The organism is Planococcus chinensis (assembly GCF_020071995.1).
Taxonomy (GTDB): Bacteria; Bacillota; Bacilli; order Bacillales_A; family Planococcaceae; genus Planococcus; species Planococcus chinensis_A.
This window is the reverse complement of sequence record NZ_JABWTK010000004.1, coordinates 88,477-114,001: the sequence shown is the minus strand read 5'-3', so window position 1 is coordinate 114,001 and position 25,525 is coordinate 88,477. Positions and strand designations below refer to the sequence as shown.

At 46.8% G+C, this 25,525-nt stretch carries 23 protein-coding genes, 1 riboswitch and 1 other annotated feature; of the genes, 1 reads left to right on the top strand and 22 read right to left on the bottom strand.

Annotation, left to right across the window (positions count from 1 at the left end):
- Window positions 1-15: 15 nt before the first annotated feature.
- The 14 genes from HU147_RS08160 to zapA all read right to left on the bottom strand — a co-directional run bounded on the left by HU147_RS08160 (window position 16) and on the right by zapA (window position 16,128).
- Window positions 16-630, bottom strand: coding sequence for a succinate dehydrogenase cytochrome b558 subunit (locus tag HU147_RS08160; protein ID WP_317985508.1), 615 nt, complete (start codon window positions 628-630; stop codon window positions 16-18).
- Window positions 631-1,265: 635 nt separating this feature from the next.
- Window positions 1,266-2,480, bottom strand: a complete 1,215-nt coding sequence (locus tag HU147_RS08155) for an aspartate kinase (RefSeq protein WP_224075782.1) — start codon at window positions 2,478-2,480, stop codon at window positions 1,266-1,268.
- 125 nt (window positions 2,481-2,605) lie between these two features.
- A riboswitch (Lysine riboswitch) is annotated at window positions 2,606-2,781 on the bottom strand.
- Window positions 2,782-2,818: 37 nt separating this feature from the next.
- Window positions 2,819-4,615: an excinuclease ABC subunit UvrC gene (gene uvrC / locus HU147_RS08150; protein WP_224075781.1), complete on the bottom strand. Its 1,797-nt coding sequence runs from the start codon at window positions 4,613-4,615 to the stop codon at window positions 2,819-2,821.
- A gap of 46 nt (window positions 4,616-4,661) precedes the next feature.
- Window positions 4,662-4,976: a thioredoxin gene (gene trxA / locus HU147_RS08145; protein ID WP_036806063.1), complete on the bottom strand. Its 315-nt coding sequence runs from the start codon at window positions 4,974-4,976 to the stop codon at window positions 4,662-4,664.
- A gap of 155 nt (window positions 4,977-5,131) precedes the next feature.
- The gene (locus HU147_RS08140) at window positions 5,132-6,097 is read right to left on the bottom strand and encodes an electron transfer flavoprotein subunit alpha/FixB family protein (RefSeq protein WP_224075780.1); all 966 of its coding nucleotides are present in this window, start codon (window positions 6,095-6,097) and stop codon (window positions 5,132-5,134) included.
- 346 nt (window positions 6,098-6,443) lie between these two features.
- Window positions 6,444-7,217, bottom strand: a complete 774-nt coding sequence (locus HU147_RS08135) for an electron transfer flavoprotein subunit beta/FixA family protein (RefSeq protein ID WP_224075779.1) — start codon at window positions 7,215-7,217, stop codon at window positions 6,444-6,446.
- 20 nt (window positions 7,218-7,237) lie between these two features.
- Window positions 7,238-8,011, bottom strand: coding sequence for an enoyl-CoA hydratase (locus HU147_RS08130; RefSeq protein ID WP_224075778.1), 774 nt, complete (start codon window positions 8,009-8,011; stop codon window positions 7,238-7,240).
- A gap of 17 nt (window positions 8,012-8,028) precedes the next feature.
- Window positions 8,029-8,613 (bottom strand): TetR/AcrR family transcriptional regulator, encoded by a 585-nt coding sequence (locus HU147_RS08125; RefSeq protein WP_317985502.1) that lies wholly within the window; start codon window positions 8,611-8,613, stop codon window positions 8,029-8,031.
- A 164-nt stretch (window positions 8,614-8,777) separates the two neighbouring features.
- On the bottom strand, window positions 8,778-10,469 hold the full coding sequence (locus tag HU147_RS08120) for an AMP-binding protein (protein WP_224075776.1): 1,692 nt from the start codon (window positions 10,467-10,469) through the stop codon (window positions 8,778-8,780).
- A 283-nt stretch (window positions 10,470-10,752) separates the two neighbouring features.
- On the bottom strand, window positions 10,753-11,163 hold the full coding sequence (locus HU147_RS08115) for a DUF350 domain-containing protein (protein WP_224075775.1): 411 nt from the start codon (window positions 11,161-11,163) through the stop codon (window positions 10,753-10,755).
- Between the two features lie 23 nt (window positions 11,164-11,186).
- Window positions 11,187-13,547 carry an endonuclease MutS2 gene (locus HU147_RS08110; protein ID WP_224075774.1) on the bottom strand — a complete coding sequence of 787 codons (2,361 nt, stop codon included), beginning with the start codon at window positions 13,545-13,547 and terminating at the stop codon, window positions 11,187-11,189.
- A gap of 12 nt (window positions 13,548-13,559) precedes the next feature.
- Entirely contained in the window at window positions 13,560-15,263 is a 1,704-nt protein-coding gene (gene polX / locus HU147_RS08105; protein WP_224075773.1) for a DNA polymerase/3'-5' exonuclease PolX, read from the bottom strand.
- Between the two features lie 62 nt (window positions 15,264-15,325).
- Entirely contained in the window at window positions 15,326-15,862 is a 537-nt protein-coding gene (locus HU147_RS08100) for a CvpA family protein (protein WP_224075772.1), read from the bottom strand.
- Between the two features lie 5 nt (window positions 15,863-15,867).
- Window positions 15,868-16,128 (bottom strand): cell division protein ZapA, encoded by a 261-nt coding sequence (gene zapA, locus HU147_RS08095; RefSeq protein ID WP_036806034.1) that lies wholly within the window; start codon window positions 16,126-16,128, stop codon window positions 15,868-15,870.
- An 83-nt stretch (window positions 16,129-16,211) separates the two neighbouring features.
- Here zapA and rnhC point away from each other — a divergent pair, with 83 nt between their 5' ends.
- Window positions 16,212-17,147 (top strand): ribonuclease HIII, encoded by a 936-nt coding sequence (gene rnhC / locus HU147_RS08090; RefSeq protein ID WP_224075771.1) that lies wholly within the window; start codon window positions 16,212-16,214, stop codon window positions 17,145-17,147.
- A gap of 171 nt (window positions 17,148-17,318) precedes the next feature.
- On the opposite strand, the gene HU147_RS08085 is transcribed toward rnhC, so the two are convergent.
- The 8 genes from HU147_RS08085 to HU147_RS08050 all read right to left on the bottom strand — a co-directional run bounded on the left by HU147_RS08085 (window position 17,319) and on the right by HU147_RS08050 (window position 25,316).
- Entirely contained in the window at window positions 17,319-18,800 is a 1,482-nt protein-coding gene (locus tag HU147_RS08085; RefSeq protein ID WP_224075770.1) for a hypothetical protein, read from the bottom strand.
- Window positions 18,801-18,890: 90 nt separating this feature from the next.
- Window positions 18,891-19,361 (bottom strand): type IV pilus modification PilV family protein, encoded by a 471-nt coding sequence (locus HU147_RS08080; protein WP_224075769.1) that lies wholly within the window; start codon window positions 19,359-19,361, stop codon window positions 18,891-18,893.
- A 222-nt stretch (window positions 19,362-19,583) separates the two neighbouring features.
- Entirely contained in the window at window positions 19,584-21,983 is a 2,400-nt protein-coding gene (gene pheT / locus HU147_RS08075; RefSeq protein ID WP_224075768.1) for a phenylalanine--tRNA ligase subunit beta, read from the bottom strand.
- Between the two features lie 14 nt (window positions 21,984-21,997).
- Window positions 21,998-23,035 carry a phenylalanine--tRNA ligase subunit alpha gene (gene pheS / locus HU147_RS08070; RefSeq protein ID WP_224075767.1) on the bottom strand — a complete coding sequence of 346 codons (1,038 nt, stop codon included), beginning with the start codon at window positions 23,033-23,035 and terminating at the stop codon, window positions 21,998-22,000.
- A gap of 39 nt (window positions 23,036-23,074) precedes the next feature.
- Window positions 23,075-23,305: a binding site (T-box leader), on the bottom strand.
- 45 nt (window positions 23,306-23,350) lie between these two features.
- Window positions 23,351-24,118, bottom strand: coding sequence for a TrmH family RNA methyltransferase (locus HU147_RS08065; RefSeq protein ID WP_224075766.1), 768 nt, complete (start codon window positions 24,116-24,118; stop codon window positions 23,351-23,353).
- 46 nt (window positions 24,119-24,164) lie between these two features.
- A complete protein-coding gene (locus HU147_RS08060) occupies window positions 24,165-24,614 on the bottom strand; it encodes a small multi-drug export protein (RefSeq protein ID WP_224075765.1) in 450 nt (149 codons plus the stop codon).
- Window positions 24,611-25,111, bottom strand: a complete 501-nt coding sequence (locus HU147_RS08055; protein ID WP_224075764.1) for a hypothetical protein — start codon at window positions 25,109-25,111, stop codon at window positions 24,611-24,613. The genes HU147_RS08060 and HU147_RS08055 overlap by 4 nt, the downstream gene beginning before the upstream one ends.
- A complete protein-coding gene (locus tag HU147_RS08050; RefSeq protein WP_224075763.1) occupies window positions 25,101-25,316 on the bottom strand; it encodes a helix-turn-helix transcriptional regulator in 216 nt (71 codons plus the stop codon). The genes HU147_RS08055 and HU147_RS08050 overlap by 11 nt, the downstream gene beginning before the upstream one ends.
- Window positions 25,317-25,525: the final 209 nt, after the last annotated feature.

Genomic DNA, 25,525 nt, shown 5'->3' with positions numbered 1-25,525 from the left:
ATAATTCAACCGTTCTTAAACGAACGCGAATAAAGCTCTGATGCCAATGATTGAAAGCACAACAAACACTAGAAGCGTGAAATAAGTTGCACCGCGTTGAGCTTTTTCAGACTGCGTGATTCCCCAAGTAACAAGGAAAGACCAAAGTCCGTTAGCCAAGTGGAAAGTTGCCGCTAAAACTCCGACAATATAAAACGCTAACATTAATGGATTGCTTAAAATGTTTTCCATCATGTTGAAGTCCGCTTCAGCTGCATTGCCGATCGCAACTTGGAAACGAGTTTCAAACACGTGCCATGCGATAAAGATCACAAGGAAAACCCCTGTATAGCGTTGTGCTGTGAACAATGCGTTGCGCATGTAGCTGTATTTGCCCACGTTGTGTTTTGAAGTAAACGCTATGTATAAACCGTAGAAAGCATGAAACAACAACGGTAAATAAATAACGAAAATCTCCAAGAAGATGACGAATGGAAGATTCGCCATAAAGTGAGATGCAGTATTGAATGATGATTCACCCTGCGTTGCAAAATGGTTGACGATTAAGTGCTGCGTCAAGAACAATCCGATCGGAATAATCCCGAGTAAAGAATGTAACCTACGCAATAAAAATTCTCGATTTTCCAAAATTTTACCTCCCTCAAGACATTGTTACGCAGCAAAAAAAAGACAATCGTTTAAAGACAAAAGCTTTTTCTAACTGCCTTACATCATGATACAAAATTATGACATATTTATTGTACTCTCCGATATTAGGAGCGTCAAGGCAACTGGGGGTTTTTGTACATGATTCTTAATCGCAATTTATTATATTAAAAACTAATTCCGGCTTCTTGTGAAAACGGTTCCTTTTTCGCTGCTTCAGCCATTAATTCTGCTGCTAAGGGCATAAAACGATTCTGCTCCGTCAAAACTAAGGGATTTTAACATTTTTTTAAGCTTGCAAAATGTGAATTTTATCACAAAAGAAGAAGTCCGTTTCTTTTATTAAGCGGCAGGATGTCCATTCCTATTCTTATATAACATTTACGCTTTATTGTGATAAACGATGACAGCATTGTCATTTTTCTGACATATATAACAACGAAGCAATCTGTACCTCTGTTCGAACTGGCCATTTAATTTCGTAATCCGCTTCGATTCACTACATGATATCTTCTGTTCTTCTTGGCTCCAGCAGAAGGCAAACCGGAACCGCTTAATACATTGGTGTCGGCAAATCAAAAAAGCGCCCGCTCACAAGCGGACGCTTTTCCACAATTCGTTTATTCCGATAAACCAAATGCATCGTGCAGTGCATTAGCAGCACTTTGCATATCCGCTTCCGGCACAACGACGGAAATTTTGATTTCCGACGTGCTGACCATTTTGACCGGAATCCCCTGGACGCGGAGAATGTCGAACATCTGCGCCGCGACGCCGGGGTTGGAAACCATGCCGGAACCGACAATGGACACTTTTGATAAGCCGACTTCGTAATTGGCAGCTGAAAAGCGGATGTCTTCCTGAAATTCGTTCAGTACGCGTTTTGTTTCTTCGAGGCTTTCTTCTTTGATGGAGAAAGACACTGACGGCGGGAATTCGTCCGTAATGCTTTGCACAATGATGTCGACATCGATATGGTGTTCGGCCAGCTTCGTAAAGATATTGGCCAATGACCCGTTGAACGGTTTTTTATACGATACGGTCACCCGTGCAATGCCCGGTTCAAATGCAACGCCTCTGACGATTAAGTTTTTCTCCACAGTGATCACCTCTTGTATGATTGTGCCCGGTTCATCCGAGTAGCTTGCTCTGACGGATAATGGGACTTTGTTGTTTTTCGCAAATTCAACAGCGCGCGGATGCAGGACGCCTGCCCCCAAATTGGCAAGTTCAAGCATTTCGTCATACGAAATCTGCTCGAGTTTTCGGGCGCCGGCCACGGAACGCGGATCGGACGTATACACGCCGTCGACATCGGTGTAAATCTCGCATTTGTCTGCACCAAGTGCAGCTGCCAGCGCTACAGCGGTCGTATCGGATCCGCCCCGGCCAAGCGTCGTGATGTTGCCGATCCGGTCTACTCCCTGGAATCCCGCTACTACGCATATAAAGCCGTTTTCCAATACCCGTTCCAAACGCTCGGTATGGATGGTTTCAATGCGGGCATTCCGCGGAACTGATTCCGTTTCAATGCCCGCTTGCCAGCCGGTGAACGACAGCGCTTCGTGGCCCAATGATTTGAACGCCATCGCCAACAGCGAAATGGTCACTTGCTCGCCTGTAGCGAGCAGCATATCCATTTCTCGTTTTGAAGGTTCTTTTGAAATCTCACCAGCCAATGCGAGCAGCGTATCTGTCGTTTTGCCCATTGCGGATACGACGATGACGACCCGATTGCCTTTTTCTTTTTCCAGTATGGCCCGTTTCGCAACACCGATGATTTTTTCCGGTGTTGCCACGGAAGTCCCGCCAAATTTCATTACCACTGTTTTCATTTCCATTCACTCCCACATTTTTAAGATGTGGCTCTCAGCATGCCAAGTTTGGCAATAAAAAAAGGCAGCCCGCTGCGCATGCAGCAAACTACCTCTTTTATCATGTACGAATACGAAAAACGTCCATGTGAGATAGCCCTCCAGAGATTGACTCTGACAGCCCGGCACTTCTTAAATGCCGAACCAGCATACGGGTTTGCAACAACTCCGCACACTTCGGCGACCGCCCCTTTCTCCAGACTTCACAGATTTTGCACATCTCCGAATGGGTACTATTGACGTTCGCGCCTCTATCATCACTTTTCCAAGTGATTCAATTATGTTTTTACGATAGCATGTTATTGCTCGCTTGGCAATGCCTGCTGGGCAAAATGCTGTTGGATAGAAGTGGCAAGGCTTAGCGGCATGCCCGCTTCGCGCAATTCCTCCACCGTCGCTTCTTTGATTTTCTTGACAGAACCAAAATGTTTCAGCAGCTGCTGTTTGCGTTTTGGCCCGACGCCTTCCAAGTTATCGAGTGCCGATTGGATCGAATTCTTCCCGCGCAGCTGGCGGTGGAATGTGATAACAAACCGGTGAACTTCGTCCTGAATGCGCTGCAATAGATAAAACGCTTCGCTCGTGCGCTTTAGCGGCACCACTTCAATCGGATCCCCGTACAAGAGCTGCGACGTCTGGTGCTTGGCGTCTTTTGCCAGGCCGGCAATCGGAATTGACAAGCCCAGTTCATCTTCCAGGATTTCACGTGCAGACTCCATTTGCCCTTTCCCGCCGTCAATGACAATCAAATCCGGCAAAGGCAGGCCATCTTTCAACACACGCGAATAACGCCGGCGAATCACTTCCCGCATAGCGGCGTAATCATCCGGTTTTGACGCGTTGCGGGTTTTATATTTGCGGTAATCTTTTTTCGACGGCTTGCCGTCGATAAAGGTGATCATCGCGGATACGGCATCGGCTCCCTGGATATGCGAGTTATCGAATGCTTCAATGCGGAGAGGCGTCGCAATATTCATCGCTTCACCCAACTCCAAACAAGCGCCGACCGTCCGCTCTTCCTGGCGCTCCAATAGCCCGAATTTTTCCTTGATGGCAATATCGGCATTTTTCTTCGCCAGTTCCACCAAATCCTTTTTCTTGCCGCGCTGCGGCACCAGCACACGGACATCGAGCCATTCACGCACCAACTCTGCGTCAACGCCTTCCGGAACCAGTACTTCGTTCGGTTTCATATGGTGCGACTGCTCGTAAAATTGGCCGAGATAGGTCATGAATTCATCCTGCGGGTCGCGGTACAGCGGAAACAACGAAACGTCCCGCTCAATCAATTTTCCTTGGCGCACGAAAAAGACCTGCACACACATCCACCCTTTGTCGACAGCATAAGCAAAAACATCGCGGTTGGTGAAGTCGTTCATCGCCATTTTCTGTTTTTCCATGACCGTTTCAATATGCGAAATCTGGTCGCGGAATTCTTTGGCGCGCTCAAACTCCAGGTTTTCGGATGCCTCGGACATTTTTTCGACGAGCTGCTCTTTCACTTCCCGGAATCCGCCGTTCAGGAATTTGGTAATGCCGTCGATCATATCCTGATACGTTTCCTTTTCCACCGGTTTGATGCACGGTGCCAGGCACTGCCCCATATGGTAATAAAGGCAGGCGCGGTCCGGCATCGTATGGCATTTCCGGAGCGGATACAGCCGGTCAAGCAATTTCTTCGTTTCACTTGCGGCGTAAGCATTCGGATAAGGACCGAAGTATTTGCCTTTATCGCGCTTGACTTGGCGCGTAATGATCAATTTTGGATGGCGCTCACCCGTGATTTTCAAGTACGGATAGGTTTTGTCGTCTTTCAGCATGATGTTGTATTTCGGATCATGCTTTTTGATCAAGTTCAATTCCAGGATCAATGCTTCTTTTTCGGAATTGGTGACAATATATTCAAAATCCTCGATTTCACCAACCAGCCGCTGCGTTTTGGCATCATGGCTTCCGGTAAAATACGACCGTACGCGGTTTTTCAGCACTTTGGCCTTGCCGACATAAATAATCGTATTTTGGCGGTCTTTCATCAAATAACAGCCGGGCTGGTCTGGAAGGATTGCTAATTTATGTTGAATCAGTTCGTTTGCCATAGTCTCACCCTATTAAAAAACCGGGCCACCCGGACCCGGTTTAGAATTATGCGTGCTGGTTAACCAATTCTGCCAAAGCTTCTTTTGGTCTGAATCCAACCACTTTGTCAACTGTTTCTCCGTCTTTCATCAATAGAAGAGTCGGAATTGACATGATGCCGTATTTGCCGGCAGTTTCTTGGTTTTCGTCAACGTCTACTTTTACGATTTTTACTTTATCGCTCATTTCAGCATCCAATTCTTCTAATACTGGAGCAATCATTTTACAAGGTCCGCACCATGTAGCCCAAAAATCTACTAATACTAAACCTTCTGAGATTTCTTGTGAAAAGTTCTGATCTGTACCGTGTACAATTGCCATGAATAATTCCTCCTTAGTAGTGTAACCAAACTATGCTCTGATTATAGCATGCCCAAATTCGGCTAGCTATTTATTTGCCTAATGCTTCTTTACCCGGAAAATACCGGAGATAAACGAAGAAACGGCTCCTCTGTATTTAGAGGAGCCGGGTGGTATTACATTACCTTTTTAAACTCTTCAGTCAACATCGGAATAACTTCGAACAAGTCGCCTACGATGCCGTAGTCTGCCACTTTGAAAATATTCGCTTCCGGATCTTTGTTGATCGCCACGATGACTTTCGAGTTGGACATACCAGCCAAATGCTGGATTGCTCCTGAAATACCGGCAGCAATGTAAAGATCAGGTGTTACTACTTTTCCTGTCTGCCCGATTTGCAGGGAGTAATCCACGTAATCCGCGTCACAAGCTCCACGCGAAGCGCCTACAGCGCCGCCAAGCAAGTTCGCCAATTCCTGAAGCGGTGCAAAACCGTCTGCACTCTTCACGCCGCGGCCTCCAGCGATAATCACTTTCGCTTCTGAAAGGTCGACCCCTTCAGCAGATTTGCGGACAACGTTTTTGATGATGGTGCGCAAGTTTGTGATGTCAACAGACAATGAGCTGACGTCGCCAGAACGTTCTTCTTTTGCAAGAGGAGCGATGTTGTTCGGGCGTACCGTGAAGAACAACAAGCCGTCTTTGTTTTTCACTTTTTCAAACGCTTTACCTGAGAAGATTGGACGAACGAATACAGCATCATCACCTTCTCCTTCAATAGCAGTTACATCAGAAATCAAACCGGATTGCAATTTCGTTGCAATCTTCGGCGACAAGTCTTTGCCGACAGCCGTGTGGCCGAAAACAAGTGCTTCCGGGCTTTCCTGTTCGATGACCGCCATAAGCGCCTGACCGTATCCATCAGATGTATAATGCTTCAAATGCGGATGTTCGACTGTTACGACACGGTCCGCACCGTAGTTTACCAATTCTGCTCCAAATTCGCTGACAGCGTCCCCTAGCAGGACAGCTACCACTTCTCCGCCATCAGAAACTTGTTTTGCAGCAGCAATTGCTTCGAATGAGACATTGCGCAACGCGCCTTCGCGCGTTTCCGCCAATACTAATACTTTTTTCGACATAGTCCGTTTACCCCCTAAGTAGATGTGAAAATGTATGGAACGAAATAGTTTCGGTTAAAGATGATGCGAGCTAATTAGCAGGTCGCTTCCGCTTTTCTTATTGTCCAGCTCCGGTGCCCAGCCCCTCGAGTCGCTTCAGACCGGTCTGTGATGGCAAAGTACGCCATCACTGCCCAGTCCTCCAGCGCTTGTCGGTGCTGAACGGGCACCTCCGCTTTTCTTTATTGTCCAGCTGCAGCGACCAGATTCTCGGGTCATAAGCCACTTTGGCTGTGCGGCTGAAAACACGCCGCTTCGCCAAATTGTCTTATGCCTGTCGAACCTAAACGGTCGCCTCCGCTTTTCTTTATATAACTTTCGCTTCGTTGCGAAGCAAGCTGACCAATTCAGATACTTGATTTGATAAATCGCCCTCAAGTACGCGGCCTGCAGCTTTTTTCGGCGGCAAGTAAACTTCAATAGTTTCTGTTTTCGCTTCTACATCGTCTTCTTCGATATCCAGGTCATCCAGTTCCAGTTCTTCAAGCGGCTTTTTCTTCGCTTTCATGATTCCCGGAAGTGATGGGTAACGCGGTTCGTTCAAACCTTGCTGCGCTGTTACCAATAATGGCAATGACGTTTCAAGTTCTTCTGCATCCCCTTCGATGTCGCGGACAATCGTTACAGTAGAACCATCAATTTTCAAATCAGTGATCGTTGTTACGTAGTTGATGCCTAGCAAGTCCGCTACGCGAGGCCCGACTTGGCCAGATCCGCCGTCAATAGCGACGTTTCCTGTCAAAATCAGATCCGGCTCTTTGTCTTTCAAGTATTCAGCCAGTATGTACGCAGAAGTAAACTGGTCCATTTCTTCTAAATCATCTTCCGTATTGATTAAAACCGCTTTGTCAGCACCCATAGCCAATGCTGTGCGCAGTTGCTTTTCAGCTTCTTCTCCGCCCATTGTGACAACGGTTACTTCTCCGCCGTGCTCATCGCGGACAGTGATGGCTTCTTCAATCGCGTACTCATCGTATGGATTAATGATGAATTCCGCGCCGTCTTCCTGGATTTTGCCACCAGAAACGACGATTTTTTCTTCTGTGTCAAACGTACGTTTTACCAATACATAAATGTTCATGAACGTAAACCTCCCAAGTATTATTTCCCTTTAAATTGTGCTTCGCGTTTTTCCAGGAATGCCTGGATGCCTTCTTTTGCATCTTCTGACACAAATACAGTGCCGAAAGATTCCGCCTCAGCGTTTACCCCTTCAAAATAAGAAGCAGATTTGGCGTATTGCAGCATCTGGATCGCCGCTTTTACCGATACCGGGCTTTTCTTCGCAATTTTCTTTGCAATTGAAAGCGTTTCCGAAAGTAGGTCTTCTTCGGCATAAGCCCGGTTCGCAAGTCCAAGCTGAGCTGCTTCCTTGCCTGAAATCGGATCGCTTGTCAACAGCATTTCAGCTGCTTTCGCCACCCCGACATATCTCGGCAGACGCTGCGTGCCTGCAAATCCAGGAATCAGCCCAAGCTGAAGTTCCGGCAATCCCAGTTTAGCATTTTCGGAAACGAATCGCATGTGGCAACCCATAGCCAATTCCAGACCGCCGCCAAGTGCTGCACCGTGAATCGCTGCAATCACCGGTTTGTGGAAGGTTTCGACACGTTCGAAAACCTGCTGGCCACTCGCTGATAATTTCGAAAATTCTTCGCCTGAAGAAACTTCCGTAAACTCTTTGATGTCTGCTCCAGCAGAAAAGAAACGTCCTTCTCCGTGCAATAAGACAACCCGGACTTCGTCGTCGTTTTCCACTTCATTAAGCAGCTGGTCCACTTCAAGAATAAGTGAACGCGATAAAGCATTTGCCGGCGGACGGTTGATTGTAGCAATCGCCACACCGTCTTCTTTCTTCCAACTGATAAATTCCATCCGATGAGCCCCTTTCTTTAAGCGCGCATCCCTTTCATCAACAAGCGATGAACTTTCGGCGCCAAATCGACTAAATCATATTTATGATCGTTCATTACCCAAGTGGTAATCGTCTCATCCATTGTACCAAAAACCATTTGCCTTGCGAGTCTGATGTCCATATCTTTGTCAAATTCGCCATCTTCCATCCCTTTGACCAAAATCTTGTCCATCTGCAATAAATACTCCCGCAACACACCATTTATTTTCATGCGGATCTCATGGTTTGATTGCCTGAGTTCGAGCTGGGTGACGATGGCGAGGTGCAGATCGCTTGAAAGAAGTCCGAAGTGGCTTTCAATCATCAACCGGAGCTTTTCGGAAGCAGACACTTCTTGTGTAAGGATGTGTTCCAGCTTCTCGACGAACATGCCCATTTTTTCCTGAAAAACAGAAATGAGGATGTCCTCTTTGTTTTTGAAATATAAATAAATCGTTCCGTCCGCAACTCCGGCCTGTTTCGCAATCTTCGAGACCTGCGCTTGATGATAGCCATTTTCAGCAATAACAATCACTGCTGCATCAACGATTTGCTTGTATTTCGGTTTATCCTTCTTTACCAATTCATCACCACCCAAAAAAATATGAAAATATGAATGGCGGTTCATTCATATTTTCATATTATAGTTAATTTACTTTTGTGTCAAGCTTTTGTCCCACTTTAACGGTCGGTAGGACTTTCACTTCTTCAAGCGGAAGATCTGCTGACCGTTAAGATCTGTTTGGATCACGATGGAACGGCTTCGTTTTGTTTGGCGATTTCTTCATCGACCAGTGAACGCCGCAGAATTTTTCCGACTGCGGTTTTCGGCAGCTCTTTGCGGAATTCGTAAATGCGGGGAACTTTAAAGGAGGCTAAATGTTCCCGGCAATACGCGTTAAATTCTTCTTCTGAAACATTATACCCTTCTTTTTGGACAATGTATGCTTTCACCGTTTCTCCGCGGTAAGCATCCGGCACTCCGGCAACTACGCATTCCTGGACAGCTTCGTGTTCATAGAGCACTTCTTCGATTTCACGCGGATAGATATTAAAGCCGCCGGCGATGATCATGTCTTTTTTGCGGTCCACGATAAAGAAGAATCCTTCATCGTTCATGTAACCAAGATCTCCTGTCAACAGCCAGCCGTCTACAATGGTTGCCGCCGTATCTTCCGGGCGGTTCCAATAGCCTTTCATCACTTGGGGCCCTTTGATCGCAATTTCACCGATTTGGCCATTCGGAACGGGATCCGTTGTTCCGGGAAGGAAAATCTTGCAGTCAGTATCCGGATACGGCATTCCGATCGAACCTTTCACCCGTTCTCCCCACAGCAAGTTGGAATGCGTAACAGGCGAGGTTTCGGTCAGCCCGTAGCCTTCCACCAGTTTCCCGCCGGTGATCTTTTCGAACTTCTCCTGCACATCTGCAGGCAAAGGCGCAGAACCGCTGAGGCAGGCTTCAATGGATGACAAATCGTATTTTCCGATATCCGGATGGTTCATCAAGCCAATGTAAAGCGTTGGTGCGCCAGGGAACAGCGTTGGTTTTTGCTTGTTGATCGTTTTCAATGCCGTTTCCGGTTCAAACTTCGGCAACAGCACCATTCGGTTGCCTTGCATGACCGAAAGGATCAGGACAGTCGTCAAACCGTATACGTGGAACAGCGGAATGATGCCCATAATCGTTTCTTCGCCGTTTGTTCCTTTATACAGCCAGCTGTCGCACATCGTAGCGTTGGAAATCAGATTTTTATGCGTCAGCATAACCCCTTTCGGCGAACCGGTTGTGCCTCCGGTATACTGCAGGAGCGCCAAATCTTCTTCAAAGTCAAACGGCGTTTTCGCGACTTCGGTCGATGCGGTTTTCATAATTTCCGTAAACAAATGGTTGATGCCGCGGTGTTCGACTTTCACTGTCATGCCGTACTGTTTTTTCTGCACCATCGGATACATAAGGTTTTTCGGGAACGGCAGATAATCTTTGATGCCGGTAATAATGACGTTTTCCAATTTTGTTTCCTTGACCACTTTTGAAATTCGCGGGAACAAGATATCGAGCGATACAATGGCCTTGGCGCCTGAATCGTTCATCTGATAGGCGATTTCCCGTTCGGTGTAAAGCGGATTGGTCATGACTACGACGCCCCCCGCGTACAGCACTCCATAAAAGCTGATCACGGCTTGCGGGCAGTTGGGCAGCATAATGGAGACACGGTCCCCTTTTTTAATGCCAAGCGTTTGCAAGTAATTGGCGAAGCGTTTTGAGGAATCATACAGTTCGTGGTAAGTGACGTCTTTCCCCAAAAAGTGGATGGCCACTTTGTCCGGAAACTTTTCATAGGCATGAGTCAAATATTCCTGGACCGGCATGCTTGGATAGGAAAGGGTATGAGGCACTTCGGGCGGATAATGGGCGAGCCACGGCTTTTCAGTCATTCTTTTTTCCCCCTTTTGAACTTAATAATAGTGCGAATATTCCTATTTTTATTATACCGTGTATTGATAGCGCTTTCAATAGTGAATGACGGCTCATTTCCGTTAATCGTAAATTTATCTTTCCAGCTTCTCCTTCCATTCACTTTAAGCCCAATAAAAAAACGGCGCAGCACTGGGCTGGCCGTTCTCTTTAAATAAACAGAAAAACAATTCCTACGATGACGAATAAGATGCAAAAAACGAACAAAATTTTAATGAGGTTTTCCATTGCCCACAACTCCTATTAAATACTTGCGCCAACGACGTAAGACAATCCGACTGAAATGGTCAATGAAATAAATCCGACGGAGCGGTTGTCATTTTCAATTTCCTGGTCCACATTGAACTTCGGCGTCAGGAATTCAAACAATAGGTAAGCAAAAATCAGCAGCGTAAATCCATACAGCCCCCAGCCGATCATTTGCGCCAGCGTATTATGCTCTTCAATGGAAAAACGAAAAATGTTCGTGACCCCGAAAATCTTGCCTCCGGTTGCCATTGCTACTGCCAAATTCCCTTTTTTAATTTCTTCCCAGTTTTTATACTTGGTGACGATTTCAAAAATCACCATGGAAACGATTAAACACAATACAACCACACTGAAGTATCCAGCTGTTTCAACCAGTGGATGCGTCCAAAAACCTGTTTCTGACATGCCTCATTCTCCCCTATACTGAATCACTTTAACTCAGCGACTGTAACGCCCGAGCCGCCTTCCCCTGCTTCGCCAAAGCGGTAACTTTTCACTCGCGGATGTTTTTTCAAATATTGCTGGACGCCTTGGCGAAGGGCTCCAGTCCCTTTTCCGTGAATGATGGAAACTTGATGGTAATTAGATAGTAACGCATCATCGATGTATTTTTCAACACGGACTATTGCATCTTCATACCGTTCTCCGCGAAGATCCAATTCCAATTTCACGTGGCTGTCCCGGTTTTTGAGAGTGGCCATCGCTCTCGTTTCTTTCTGTTTTTCGGGCTTCGTGTACTGAAGATCGGTTTCCGGCAGCTTCATTTTCAAGATGCCGATCTGCACAATCCACTCGTTGGCGGATACTTTTTCCACCAGCGACCCTTTTTGGCCGAATGAAATGACTTTCACTTCGTCGTTCGGCTTCAGTTCTCGTGTTTGATTGGCTTTAGCCGCTTTTTTCAGGACACGGTTTTCAGGCATTGCCGCTTCCAGGCGTTTTTTGGCATCAATCAGTTGATGCTCTTTGATGCTCGACGCCTGATCCATTTGCATTTTGCGGAGTTCGGACATGACGCCTTCCGCTTCTCTTGTCGCCTGTTCGACGATTTTGCGCGCTTTTTCTTTCGCTTTTTCTTCCAGTTTCTCTTTTTGGTTTTCGTATTGCTTCAATTGCTCTTCCAAATCTTTTTTCAAATGCTCCGCTTCTTCCAAAAACTCTTTGGACTGCTCGGCATCCCGCTCCGATTCTCTCCGGCTCTTCTCGAGAGACGCGATCATTGAATCGACTTCTCTGCGATCTGTCCCGGTAAAGCTTTGGGCATGTTTGATGATGTGTTCAGGCAAGCCCAGGCGCTTCGAAATTTCAAATGCGTTGCTTCGCCCCGGCACACCGATCAGCAAGCGGTAAGTCGGGCTCAAGGTTTCCACGTCAAATTCGACGCTCGCGTTGGCAACGCCCGGCCGGTTATAGGCATAAGCTTTCAATTCCGGATAATGCGTCGTCGCGATGACGCGTGCGCCGCGTCCGTGCACTTCATCAAGCAAGGAAATGGCCAAGGCTGCACCTTCCTGCGGATCCGTACCAGCACCCAGCTCATCAAAGATCACCAGTGAATTTTCATCGAATTTCGTTAAGATGTCGACAATATTGACCATATGCGAAGAAAACGTACTTAAGCTTTGTTCGATCGACTGCTCGTCTCCGATGTCCGCAAAGACCTGGTCGAACACCGCAAGTTCCGAACCGTCAAGCGCCGGGATTGGAAGCCCTGCCTGCGCCATCAGTGTGAATAGGCCAACCGTTTTCAAGGTGACTGTTTTCCCGCCGGTATTCGGCCCGGTAATGACAATCGCCGTTACATCACGGCCAAACTCGATGTCGTTCGCCACCACTTCGTCAATCGGAATCAACGGATGGCGGGCTTTCCGAAGATTGATATAGCCTTCTGTATTCATCTCGGGTTTGGAGCATTTCTTAGCCGACCCGTATTTCGCTTTTGCAAGAATCAAATCGATTTCGCCAAGCACTTCCACCAGTTCAAAAAGTTCATGTGCCACTTCCTGAACTTGGGCTGATAGCATTTGGAGGATGCGGTCGATTTCTTCTTTTTCTTTCATTTTCAACCGGCGTACTTCGTTATTGGCTTGGACGACTGCGTCAGGCTCAATAAACAGGGTCTGGCCGGATGACGACTGGTCATGGACGATGCCGCCGTAATGGCTCCGGTATTCCTGTTTGACGGGAATCACGTAGCGGTCGTTGCGGATTGTGACAATCGAGTCCGACAGCATTTTCGATGCGTTTTTGCCGCGGATCAAGCTTTCCAGGCGTTCGCGCACCCGGCTTTCCTGGGCGCGCAATTGCTGGCGGATGGTGCGAAGCGTTGAACTGGCGCTATCCAGTACACCGCCGTTGTCGTCGATGCACATATTGATATCGTGCTCCAGTGCAGTTAAAATCGGCATCGATTCTTTCTTCTCCAGGAAGTGGGGGATTTGGATGTCCCCTTCTTCTCGGATGCCTTCAAAGAACTGGCGAAGGATCCGGCTTGCACGGATTGTAGATGAGACTTCCATCAATTCCATCGGGCTTAGACTTCCGCCGATTTGGGCGCGTTTTGCGTGCATGCGGATATCGAAAATGCCGCCCATCGGCACATTCCCTTTTACGCGGAGCACTTGCGATCCTTCATCCATTTCTTCCAGCAGGCGGTTTACTTCATTTATATCGGTCGATGGCAAAAGCTCATCGATTTTGGCTTTTCCAAGCGAAGACGTGCAGTATTTTGCCACTTCATCGCGGATTTTATAAAATTCGAGCGTTCTCAATGCGCGTTCAGCGATCAAGCGAGACCCCTCCTATTTTTTCAGGTATTCTTTCAATTTTTCCAATGGCCAGGTGTTGACAACATTGTCTTTTTTCAACCAGGCTTTTTGGGCATGGCGGACGCCGATGGCCATAACGTCAAGTTGTTCGATGGCGTGCGCGTCCGTATTAATGGCTACCGGCACCCCTTTTTCCTGCGCCATTTCCAGGTGTTCCACTGCCAAGTCCAAACGGTACGGGCTGGCATTCAATTCCACGATTTTGCCGTATTCTTTTGCCCAGTCAAGCAATTGTTCCATATCCGGGTCATACCCGCCGCGCTGGCCGACAATGCGGCCCGTCGGATGGGCAATCATGTCGACATGCGGATTTTTCATCGCCGTCAACAGGCGTTCCATGATTTGTTCCTGCGGCTGCTGGAAACTTGAGTGGATGCTGGCGATGACAAAATCAAGCTGTTCGAGCACGCTATCGTCAAAATCGAGCGAGCCGTCCGGCAGGATGTCCATTTCGGTGCCGGACAGCACTTCGATGTCATCGTATTTTTGGTTCAGCTCACGGATTTCCGCGTTCTGTTTCAGTAAGCGCTCCGGCGTTAAACCGTTCGCGACTTTCAAATACTCGGAATGGTCCGTGATGACCATATAATTATAGTTATGGGCACGGCATGCATCAATCATTTCGGTCAACGAATGGGCGCCGTCCGACCAAGTCGTATGCATATGCAGATCGCCTTTGATGTCTTCCAAGTCGACCAGCGACGGAATATCATCCAACAAATCCAGTTCCCGGCCGTCTTCCCGCACAGTCGGCGGAATGAACGGCAAGCCAAAATGAGCATAAAAGTCGGTTTCTGAGGCAAATGTCGCCACGGTTCCGTCTTCCTGCTCGACTCCGTATTCACTGATTTTCTTGTTCTGTGATTTCGCGAGCTGCCGCATTTTTACGTTATGGTCTTTCGATCCTGTAAAGTGATGCAGCGCCGTAACAAACTCTTCCGGGGCCACAAGGCGGAAATCGATGTCGATTGGATCCTGGAATTCCACCGTCACAGAAACTTTTGTATCGCCGGAAGCGATCGTTTCCTGGATCGGCAATGCGTCGAGCAACTGCTCTTTTACGACTGCCGGCTGTGCAGTAGCAACGATGAAATCGAGGTCTTTGCTCGTTTCTTTTGTCCGGCGGTAGCTGCCCGCAACCGAATATTCACTGACTTCTTTGATGCCTGACAAAATCCCATTGATAAACTCCACAGCTTCTTCTGTTTTCCAGATTGGGTGGCGGCCCGGTTTGGAATCGAATTCCATCAATTCCTTTAAAATCTTATCTTCGGATTTCGGCCCGAAGCCAGGCAACTTTTGAATCTGGTGGTCGAGGCACGCCTGTTTCAACGATTCAGCAGAATCAATGCCCAGTTCTTTATAGAGCTTGGCGATTTTCTTGCCGCCCATGCCTTGTAATTTCATCAACGGCACAAGCCCTTTTGGCACTTCTTCCTGAAGTTCTTCAAGCACGGACGATTTGCCGTTCTCCAACAAGTCGAGAATGACATCTCCTGTCCCTTTGCCGATGCCTTTCAGTTTCGTCACATCGTCGATTTCGTCCAGGCTGCGCTGGTCGAGTTCAAGCGCCTGTGCCGCTTTGCGGAATGCCGATACTTTGAACGGGTTTTCCCCTTTAAGTTCCATATACAGCGCAATTTTTTCAAGTGTTCTGATGATAATTTTTTTATTCATCCCAGAGCCCTCCAGTAATTTTGACTTAAAAAAACTTCCCTCGGCAAGAGAGAAGTTTTTGGTTACGTATAAATATACCACCATTCTTTTACTTTCTCAGAGAAATAAGGCGTATGTTCGAGCATCGACTGCGCAATGCCTGAGTTCTCGAGCTGGTTTTGGACCGCATCCATCGGAAGCAGCGCAAACACGTAAATGAAAATGAACAGGAGTATGTATACTTCGATAAATCCTAAAACCGCCCCTAATATTCTGCTGACAAATCCAAGGACCGGCAGATATTTGAGAAAATCGAACATCGTGGCAATCAGCTGCAGCCCAAATTTCACTACAAAGAAAATCAGCGCAAATGCGAAAAGCTGGTAAAAAGTCTGATCCAGATCAAGCTGTTCGATGGCGATGGTAAACCGTGATCCGTCATTGACAGCCGGGTAAGGTACCCACAGCACGAAATAATCAGCCAGCGGTTTGTAGTAAAGATAAGCAACGACGAGTGCGACAATAAACCCTACCATGTGGATCAGCTGGAGCACGAGGCCCCTTTTGGCGCCGACAATGATGCCGCCAATCAGCAAAATCAATAAAATAATATCAAGCATGTCCGTCAACCCTTCAACTTTCTCAATTCATTTTCTAATTGTTCTACCCGCTCTTTCAGTTTAAGATTATCATGTACCGTATTTACAGCTGTCAGTACAGCGAGCTTTGAACTGTCGAGAGATGGGGCCACCGCATGGATTTCACGCATCTTCTTGTCCACAATCGATGCCACTGATTCCATATGTGCAGAAGTCTCAGCGCCGACGATTTTATAAGTATAGCCATATATCTTTACCGAAGTGCGGATTTTGTGATCCTCTGCCAATGTGCCATCCCTCCTTAGAAATTCTATATATAATCATAACATGAACCGAACCAGAATGTGAATTATTAGAAAGGAGACTCACCATGTCAAATACTGTGCTCCAACTTCCAGAGGAAAGTCTCCTCCAAGTGATCAATCATTACGAAAACAAGCGGATTGCGGCGAAAGCTCCCTACATCCGTTTTACCGCTAAACTGACCGACACCGTCGTAACCGTCTACAATTCCGGCAAAGTGATGTTCCAAGGCGCCGGCGCTGAACGCGAAGCAGCCCGCTGGGGTTCCGCCTCCCCTTCTGCTGCCAAAACCGTATCCACTAAAGGCGACACACTGCCGCCGGATTTCGCGAACAAATCCGTCCTCGGCTCGGACGAAACCGGAACCGGTGATTTCTTCGGTCCCATCACAGTGGCAGCCTGCTACGTGCCGGCTGAGGGAGTCGCGCTCGCCCATGAACTCGGAGTGAAAGACTCGAAGCAATTGACCGACGACTACATGCGGAAAATCGCACCGGATTTGAAAGAAGCGTTTGCCCATAGTGTGCTGACCCTAAAAAATGACAAATACAACGCAGTCCAAAGCAAAGGCTGGTCCCAAGGGAAAATCAAAGCGCTGCTGCACAATCAGGCATTAAAGCATGTCCTTCGCAAAATAGCGCCGGAAAAACCCGACGCCATCCTGATCGACCAGTTTGCCGAACGCGGCATCTACTATAAGCACATTAAAGACGAAGCGGAAATCATCCGTGAAAACGTCCTGTTTTCCACAAAAGCGGAAGGCCTCCACGTGTCCGTCGCCTGCGCCTCGATCATTGCGCGCGTCGCTTTCCTGGAAGAAATGGATGCGCTCAGCCGAAAAGCAGGTGTCACTTTGCCGAAAGGTGCTGGCAAAATTGTTGACGAAGCGGCGGCGAAGATTTTGCTGAAGCACGGTGAAGCGTTTATGCAGTCGGTGACTAAGGTGCATTTTGCGAACACGAAGAAAGCGAAGGATTTAGCTTTTAAACGGCGTTCTAAATGAAATAAAGATCTGTTCGGAAACTCGGGGTATTTCTCGGGTTTTTTTGTTTAACTATGTAATTTTTGGAATAATTTTATATTAACATATTACTAGAATTAATGGTGAAGCTTTTTGAGGATTAAGTACTAGGGGGAATCAAAAGAACGGAATCCAAGGATTCCGTTCTTTTGATTATGGTTGGTAATCTACGTCCATTTCTAAATCCCAATCTAATTCGGAGATCAGTAGTGGCAAACTGAATTTTTCTTTACCTTCAACATTATAGTTTATAGAGACGCCGCAACTTTCAAGAAATTTTGTAGCATCATTAAAGTAAACCACTTTTGCTATACTAGGATTTACAGTCGGTATGACTGTTTTTGAGAATAAGTAAATTTTCCCACTTCCTTTAACGGATATATCCGAGCTGCTTTGGCCATTAGCATTACTCGTATCGATAGTAGTAAAGAGGTCACTAGGTGAAGGAGTAATTCCATCAAGATTTACGCAAAGTTTTGACCCATCATTAATGGTGATTTTACTAGCCGTGTAAGTACTTTTTGCACTGTTACCTACGTTAATGATGGTATTATTAACGATATTTTGGTTATTTTGAAAAGTGATGATTTCTGCTACGATAAAATTATTATTTGTGTGCTTATTGGTATTTTGGAAAGCCAATAAGCCTTTATAATACAAGGTGAGATTATCAGACTGGTTAATATTAGTATTTGTAGTAATAGTCCCGCCATCAGCTAATATAGGTATGTTATAAGCATTAAAATTGTTCATTTGGCTAGGGAATTGTTCTACTTTAATATAAAAAGAGCTGTCTACTCCCACTTCTCGCAATTTTTTCAAATAATCTTCAGTAATGACTCCACTAAATATGCATGGGGGCATGGTCTTAGTAATAGCTGAAGCTGCAGGACATGCACTTAAAGGTATACTGGTTAACTGCGGGAAGAAATTTGTTACTTCAGTTATTGGCTGCCCCCACTTTACTTCCACTTCAGACATAGCATTCTCATTAAAAAATGGAACTTCAGGAAAACTAAGATCTGAAGAAAGAATTTTTGTTCTTTGTGCAGTTGGTGTTGTAGATGCATTTTGTGCTACATCACTTTTTTCGCCAACTACATCAATTGTTAACTTAATCGAATTGTCTGTACTGCTCATCGGCATAATCGTAAGATCTTTTAATTTATGAGTAAGCGTATCGCTGATATTGATTTGACTGGCATTCGTTTTTAAAATGTTGAGTTCAGTACTCATCTTAGTAAAGAATTCATTTCTTAAATCTTCGTCATATTTATCAATATTACATTTAATCCAAATCTGCATCGCTTGCCCTGGTACCACAGGACAGCCAGTATTTATCGACTGATGATTTGGATACTTTTTCACTTCTGTTTCAAGTTCTGCTTTCTTCACCAAAGCTTTTGCATTTATCTCTGCATAAACTTTGGCAAAAATATTTTCTGCTTCTTTTGAATATTTCTCTACACCCATTTCAGCAGCTGTTACAGCTAAATTTCCTTGATCGACTGTTTGTTCCTGTTTCGCATGGCTCATAGAAGCTTGAATAAATACCGCTGAGAAACTCAAGAACAACACAATCATCAATAATGCAATGACTAGAGTGTACCCTTCCTCTTCTTTCAATTTTTTCATAGCATCCAGCCCTCCTTCAGAGAAAAATTAATAAAGCAAAATTCAACTTCGTATTTATGAAGGTTTTCTTTTTTATGCAGGTTTATCTTCTTAGCTGCCTTCAATATATCCAAAAGTTTCGCTATTGAACGTATCACCAGACTTTACTATTAAATGAACTTGATATAATTTTTCAATGCCTGTTTGTCCGGTGAATTTGGGATCTTCATAAAAACGCAATTCATATCGGTAATCACCTTCATTTTTTTCCAGGTAATGAATTGCTTTACCTCCAGCATCCACTTCATTCTTTGCGGTTTTTCGAACATAAAGACTAGCAGGGTCTGTTTCTAACTTACTTAATATTTCATTCTGCGCACCTGTAAAAGTCACCCCTTTTATCTCACTCATTTCCTGCCGCGCTAGATTCATCGTTTCCAGCTTCGTATACGTTTTGTCATTAAATAATGTCATTTGAGAAAAAACACCCATGATGCCAACAAATACAATTCCCAATAAAACTAGAGTGGCCAAAATTTCTACCAGTGTTAATCCTTGTTCATTTATCATTAATTTTTTCACTGTGCTCCTCCTTCTTGATTGGAAATTTTGTACCGGGACATCACTTGTGCCATTTTTACTACTAAAATCCCTTTATTCCCAGTTTATCACAAGAAAAATAATTTACTAGTTCTTTTTAATTACTTATATATAGAAAATAGAGACTTCCACCCTGTTTAACCACATAAAAAAGCGGAACCATAAAGATTCCGCTTAATTTTATATATCAATTTTCCTATTCGATTAACTGCGTAGTTCTGCGCCTACTTCTGTTAAGGCACTCAAAACTTTCTCATGAGCATTCGTCACTTCTTCATCCGTCAAAGTTTTTTCCGGATCGAAGTACGTCAACGAAAACGCCACTGATTTTTCGCCTTCTTCCATCTTGTCGCCTTCGTACAAGTCAAAGACGCGTACATCTTTCAATAGTTTGCCGCCTGCGTTGCGGATGACCGCTTCGATTGTGCCGGCTTCAACGATTTTCGAAAGAACCAAGGCAACGTCACGCGACATAGACGGGTAGCGTGGCACTGGTGTGTAAACAAGTGCTTCCAGCTGAACGTCCAATAATGCCGAAAGGTTAAGTTCCATCACAACGGTGTTTTTCAAATCGCGTGCTTTCTGCTCGTTCGGGTGAAGCTGTCCAATCACGCCGATCCGGTTGCCGTTCAACATGATGAAAGCGGTGCGTCCCGGATGCAGATCTTCCATTTGGCCGCGTTCGAATGCCAGTTCAACCCCTAGGCGAGCCGCCAATCCTTCGACAATGCCTTTCAGCACAAAGAAGTCGACTTCTTTCTTCTCACCTTGCCAGCTGTGGTCGAGCCATAAGCCGGTCATAGCGATTGCGAGATGCTCTTCTTCGTTCAATAATTCATCGTCCGCTTTCAGGAACACAGCGCCGGTTTCATACAAAGCGACCGAATCCATTCTTCTTGCGGTATTGTACGATACCGATTCCAATAAATGCGGCAGCAAGCTTTGGCGCAAAGTGCTGCGCTCTTCGCTCATCGGCATCAACAATTTCGTTGTTTCCGTTTCCGTCAATGCGAATTGCGTCGCTGATTTCTCAGATGTCAGTGAATAGGTTGTCGCCTGAAGAAGGCCAGCGCCTTCTAACACTCTGCGGACAATACGGCGTTTTTCCTGGTACGGCGTCAAGCCGCCCGGAGCCGCTTCTGTTACCGGAAGCGTTGCCGGGATTTCATCGTAGCCGTATAGGCGTGCGATTTCTTCCACAACATCTTCTTCTATTTGAATATCCTGGCGGCGTGTCGGAACAGAAATGACAAGTTGGCCGTTGATGGCATCTGTGTTGAATTTCAAACGGCCGAGAATTTCCATCATATCTTCAAATGGAATCTTCATGCCGAGGCGTGTATTGATAAAGTCCGGCGACACTTTAACGATTTTTTCTTCGCGTTCCAACTGATCGAAAACAAGCGATCCTGCCAGCACTTCCCCGCCTGCAAGTTCCGCAATCAAGCTTGCGGCACGTTCTGCAGCCGGGATGACGCGGTTCGGGTCAACGCCTTTTTCATAGCGTGAACTTGCATCGCTGCGAAGGCCATGGTCTTTCGACGTTTGGCGAATCGAACCTGATGCGAAGTATGCGGATTCGATGACGATTGTCGTTGTCGAATCGCTGACTTCCGAGTTGGCTCCGCCCATCACGCCTGCAAGCGCTACAGGTTCTTCTCCGTTTGTAATAACCAGGTTATGGGCAGACAAAGTGCGTTCTGTGTCATCAAGCGTCGTGATTTTCTCGCCTTCTTTTGCCTGGCGGACAGTGATGTTCCCTGTTTTTAATGAATCGTAGTCAAACGCATGAAGCGGCTGGCCGTATTCCATCAAGACATAGTTTGTCACGTCGACCACGTTGTTGTGCGGACGGACGCCGGCAGCCATCAAGCGCTGCTGCAGCCACATCGGGGATTCCTTCACTTCGATGTTGCGGATTACTTTCGCAACGTACAGTGGATTCGCTTCCGGCGAATCGACATTCAACGAAAGCATCGATTCCGCAGAATCTGCCGCTTCCGTGTAATTTGATTCCGGCAATTTGACGTCCTCTGAAAGGATGGCGCCGACTTCATAAGCCACACCGAGCATGCTCATGGCATCCGCGCGGTTCGGCGTAAGCCCAAGTTCAAGCACGGTATCATCCAAATCGAAGTTTGCAATAACGTCGCTTCCGACTTCCGCATCTTCCGGCAACACATAAATGCCTTCTGCATAAGCTTTGGGTACGAGTTTGCCTTCAATGCCCAGTTCCTGGAGCGAGCAAATCATGCCGTTTGATTCTTCGCCGCGAAGTTTCGCCTTTTTGATTTTCATGCCACCCGGCAAGTTTGCGCCGGGACGCGCCACGATGACTTTTTGGCCTGCTGCGATATTCGGCGCGCCGCAGATGATCTGCGTTGTTTCTTCGCCGACGTTCACTTGGCAGATCGATAGTTTATCCGCTTCCGGATGTTTGACGCATGATTCCACGTAGCCGACAACGACATTTGTCATGCCGTGGGAACGGTCAATCACCGCATCCACTTCGATGCCGGAGCGCGTGATTTTTTCACCCAAATCAGCGGGTGCCAAGTCTTGTGTATCTACATAATCTTTCAGCCATTTAATGGATACTAACATGTTTTATTTCCTCCTTAAACTTCAGTGCGTTGGAATTGGGATAAAAAGCGGACGTCGTTCGTATAGAAGTGGCGGATGTCTTCAACGCCGTATTTCAGCATCGCGATGCGCTCCGGCCCCATGCCGAAAGCGAATCCAGTCAGGCGCTTTGAATCGTAGCCTGCCATTTCCAGTACGTTCGGGTGAACCATTCCGGCACCCAAAATTTCCAGCCAGCCGGTTTTCTTGCAGACGTTGCAGCCCGACCCGCCGCATTTGAAGCAGGAGATGTCCATTTCAACGGACGGCTCTGTGAACGGGAAGAAGCTTGGGCGCAGACGGATTTCACGGTCTTCGCCGAACATTTTCTTCGCGAACACTTGAAGCGTCCCCTTAAGGTCGCTCATGCGGATGTCTTCGCCGATGACCAAGCCTTCGATTTGCGTGAACTGATGCGAATGCGTCGCATCATCGCTGTCGCGGCGGTACACTTTCCCCGGGCAAATGATTTTGATCGGTTCGCCTTTTTTGATTTCCATCGTGCGTGCTTGCACCGGTGACGTATGCGTACGCAGCAAGATTTCGTCTGTTATATAGAAGGTATCCTGCATATCGCGTGCCGGATGCCCTTTTGGCAAGTTAAGCGCTTCAAAGTTGTAGTAGTCTTTTTCCACTTCCGGGCCTTCTGCAATTTCATAGCCCATCGAAACGAAAAGATCTTCGATTTCTTCAACGACGCGCGTCAACGGATGCGAATTTCCCGTTTTCACAGGACGGCCCGGCAAGGTGATGTCGATCGTTTCGCTTTGCAGTTTTTCATTGATTGCCTGTTCTTCCAGGATCGCCATGCGCTCTTCAAGAGACGCCGTCACTTCCTCGCGGATGACGTTGACAAGAGCCCCCATTTTCGGGCGTTCTTCAGCCGGGAGTTTTCCCATGCCTTTCAATAAATCCGTAATCGGCCCTTTTTTCCCTAAATACGCCACACGGACATCGTTCAATTCTTTTACGTTTGTTGAAGCTGAAATTTTCTCCAGCGCTTCTGTTTTCAATTCCTGCAATTGTGCTTCCATCTTTTCTCCTCCTTTAAACAGTAAAAAGCCCCGTCCCAGAAAAGGGACGAGGCATTATTCGCGGTACCACCCTAGTTAATGCGCACAAGGCGCAATCACTCATTTACGTAACGGCTCTTCACCGGCCTGTCTTTACAGCATGGATGCTGGTCCCGTCAGGCAGCTCGCGGGGTGAACTTCCGAGGCGTTTTGCATATCCGCACTCCCAGTCAAGGTGCAGACTCCCTTTATGCATGCGCGCGACGTACTCTTCCCGGTCACAGCTTTTCATTATTTACTCTTTCATTATACGAAATCCTGTAAGTTTAATCAAACTTAGTTTTTCGGCACCAGGCTGTATAGCAAGATGCCCGTTGCAACAGCCACATTCAAGGATTCAGCGGCGCCGTAAAGCGGCACCACCAAATTCTGGTCCGTCTGCTGCAATAAAACCGGATCCACGCCGCTGCCTTCGTTGCCGACAAGCAGTGCGAATTGTTCCCGGCTCTCGGCTTCATGGACCGGTGTGGCATTGAGGAGTGCGGTGCCGAACACCGGGATGCTGCGCTCTTTTAAAGCTGGCAGCCATTCCGCCAATTCCCCTTTGACAACCGGAATCTGGAAATTCGATCCTTGCGCCGACCGGACCGTTTTCGGGTTGTAAGGATCGGCACAGCCTTTTCCAAGAACGACTGCGTCCATGCCGCTCGCCAAAGCGGTGCGGATCATTGTTCCGATATTGCCGGGGTCTTGAACCGCATCAATCAACAATAATTTCGTCCATGTCTGCTGCTCTTCTTCAGTGAATTCCGGCTGCGCACAGTGGGCGAAAATCCCCTGCGAGTGCTCCGTTTCCGAAATCTCTTTTGCCACTTGCGCCGTTACTGAGTATTGCGGTACATCCGATACGTCCCAATCTCCCGGAATGTCGACGCCTTCGCGGACAATCAAGGATTTGATCAAGCTTTTCTTTTTCACTGCCTCTTCCGTCAAATGAAAGCCTTCTACCAGAAATTCCGCAAACTTATCGCGTTCTTTCCGGGTAGTGACAAGCTTTTTCCAGTGCTTGACGAGTGAGTTTTGAGTGGATTCGATTCTTTTCATGTTTCGTTCACGCCTTTATTTCAGAATAGCTTAAGTATAGCACAGCTCAGATCTCTCTCGTGAAAAAGTCAAAGCCAAGTGCCGTCAGAATGCCGAAGGTCAATGTCCAAGCGGCGATGCTGATTGTCAGCCAAATGGTCGTGTTCTTCTTTGTCGCTCCGAGCGTCATGCCGATGAAAGCGGCAATGTGCGTTCCGATTAAGATCGGGCCGAGCATCGCAAGCCCCGGCAAACCGTATTTATTCCATATTTTTTTGGCACGCTCGCTTTTTTTATTCTGCGTCTTGCCTTTCGCTTCCTGCCGCTTGAGGTACCAGACTTTGAACCGGTCAAAGCCGATGATTAATGCAAGTACCGTCAGCATATTGCCGACAAACGCCGTGACCATGACCCAAAAAGGCGACAGTCCCCAGACGATGCCGAGCGGAATAACCAATGCAATTTCAAACCACGGAATCGCGGCTCCTAGAAAAACAAGAAAATATTCGTAGATCATTCTGTTTCCTCCTTTAAATGGCTTCTGACTTCACGGTAATAAATCCAGTATTGGCCAAGCGCAACCAATAAGATGCCCCAAATGACGAATAGTTTCGGAAGCGGCAAGATGATGGCAAAAGCCGCTAATAAAGGCAGGCTCCAAGTGATGAAAGTATACACTTTTTGAGCCGCTTTTCTTGTAATGTACGTCATGCCTTCATCCTGCTCTAAATATTCAGGCGGACGGATTGAAAAAGCAGAAACTTTTTGATGCGGATTGTTTTTATTGTGCTTACGAAGTTGGAAAGCGAAAACTGCAAGCAGAATCAAGTAAACCAGAATTGAAATCGTCGCAAAGAGGCTTTGTGCTCCTCCTATGCTTACTGTGACGCTTTGCTCCGTTTCCGTATTGACCACTTCAGTCAGCGGTGAGCTAATGCCATATGCAAAAACGCCGAGCAAAATAATAAATGCCATCATCCATAACGGATACTGCAAGCGAAAATCATTTTTCATCTCCTTCATCCCCTTCCAGCCAGAATAATTCATCGACATTTGTTTGAAGCGCGTTCGCAAGTTTCAACGCCAGCGTAATCGACGGCGAAAACTCTCCTTTTTCAATAAATGCAATCGTCTGCCGCGTAACATCCACTTGCTTCCCAAGATCGCTTTGTGTAAACCCGTACCGCGCCCGCAGCTCCTTCACCCGATTCTTCAGCATCCGCTACCTCCTCTGCTCGTCTCCATGTTCGGTTTATATAACATAATGTACACTATACTTAACATTAAGTAAAGTATTATTGACATCACTTGAACTTATCGGACCGCTGGATGCGGTCCCGGCATTTTAAAAGCCCTCCGCGAATGGAGGGCTTGAAGGTTTGAAATATGAGATGGAGGGCGGGTAATGGATGCTTTTCGCGGGCGAAA

What these genes read in the sequence shown, in the direction of transcription:
- HU147_RS08155 (WP_224075782.1), bottom strand. Translation starts at nt 2,480, where the DNA reads ATGAAAACAGTGGTAATGAAATTTGGCGGGACTTCCGTGGCAACACCG.
- uvrC (WP_224075781.1), bottom strand. Translation starts at nt 4,615, where the DNA reads ATGGCAAACGAACTGATTCAACATAAATTAGCAATCCTTCCAGACCAG.
- trxA (WP_036806063.1), bottom strand. Translation starts at nt 4,976, where the DNA reads ATGGCAATTGTACACGGTACAGATCAGAACTTTTCACAAGAAATCTCA.
- HU147_RS08140 (WP_224075780.1), bottom strand. Translation starts at nt 6,097, where the DNA reads ATGTCGAAAAAAGTATTAGTATTGGCGGAAACGCGCGAAGGCGCGTTG.
- HU147_RS08135 (WP_224075779.1), bottom strand. Translation starts at nt 7,217, where the DNA reads ATGAACATTTATGTATTGGTAAAACGTACGTTTGACACAGAAGAAAAA.
- HU147_RS08130 (WP_224075778.1), bottom strand. Translation starts at nt 8,011, where the DNA reads ATGGAATTTATCAGTTGGAAGAAAGAAGACGGTGTGGCGATTGCTACA.
- HU147_RS08120 (WP_224075776.1), bottom strand. Translation starts at nt 10,469, where the DNA reads ATGACTGAAAAGCCGTGGCTCGCCCATTATCCGCCCGAAGTGCCTCAT.
- HU147_RS08115 (WP_224075775.1), bottom strand. Translation starts at nt 11,163, where the DNA reads ATGTCAGAAACAGGTTTTTGGACGCATCCACTGGTTGAAACAGCTGGA.
- polX (WP_224075773.1), bottom strand. Translation starts at nt 15,263, where the DNA reads ATGAATAAAAAAATTATCATCAGAACACTTGAAAAAATTGCGCTGTAT.
- HU147_RS08100 (WP_224075772.1), bottom strand. Translation starts at nt 15,862, where the DNA reads ATGCTTGATATTATTTTATTGATTTTGCTGATTGGCGGCATCATTGTC.
- rnhC (WP_224075771.1), top strand. Translation starts at nt 16,212, where the DNA reads ATGTCAAATACTGTGCTCCAACTTCCAGAGGAAAGTCTCCTCCAAGTG.
- HU147_RS08085 (WP_224075770.1), bottom strand. Translation starts at nt 18,800, where the DNA reads ATGAAAAAATTGAAAGAAGAGGAAGGGTACACTCTAGTCATTGCATTA.
- pheT (WP_224075768.1), bottom strand. Translation starts at nt 21,983, where the DNA reads ATGTTAGTATCCATTAAATGGCTGAAAGATTATGTAGATACACAAGAC.
- pheS (WP_224075767.1), bottom strand. Translation starts at nt 23,035, where the DNA reads ATGGAAGCACAATTGCAGGAATTGAAAACAGAAGCGCTGGAGAAAATT.
- HU147_RS08065 (WP_224075766.1), bottom strand. Translation starts at nt 24,118, where the DNA reads ATGAAAAGAATCGAATCCACTCAAAACTCACTCGTCAAGCACTGGAAA.
- HU147_RS08060 (WP_224075765.1), bottom strand. Translation starts at nt 24,614, where the DNA reads ATGATCTACGAATATTTTCTTGTTTTTCTAGGAGCCGCGATTCCGTGG.
- HU147_RS08055 (WP_224075764.1), bottom strand. Translation starts at nt 25,111, where the DNA reads ATGAAAAATGATTTTCGCTTGCAGTATCCGTTATGGATGATGGCATTT.
- HU147_RS08050 (WP_224075763.1), bottom strand. Translation starts at nt 25,316, where the DNA reads ATGCTGAAGAATCGGGTGAAGGAGCTGCGGGCGCGGTACGGGTTTACA.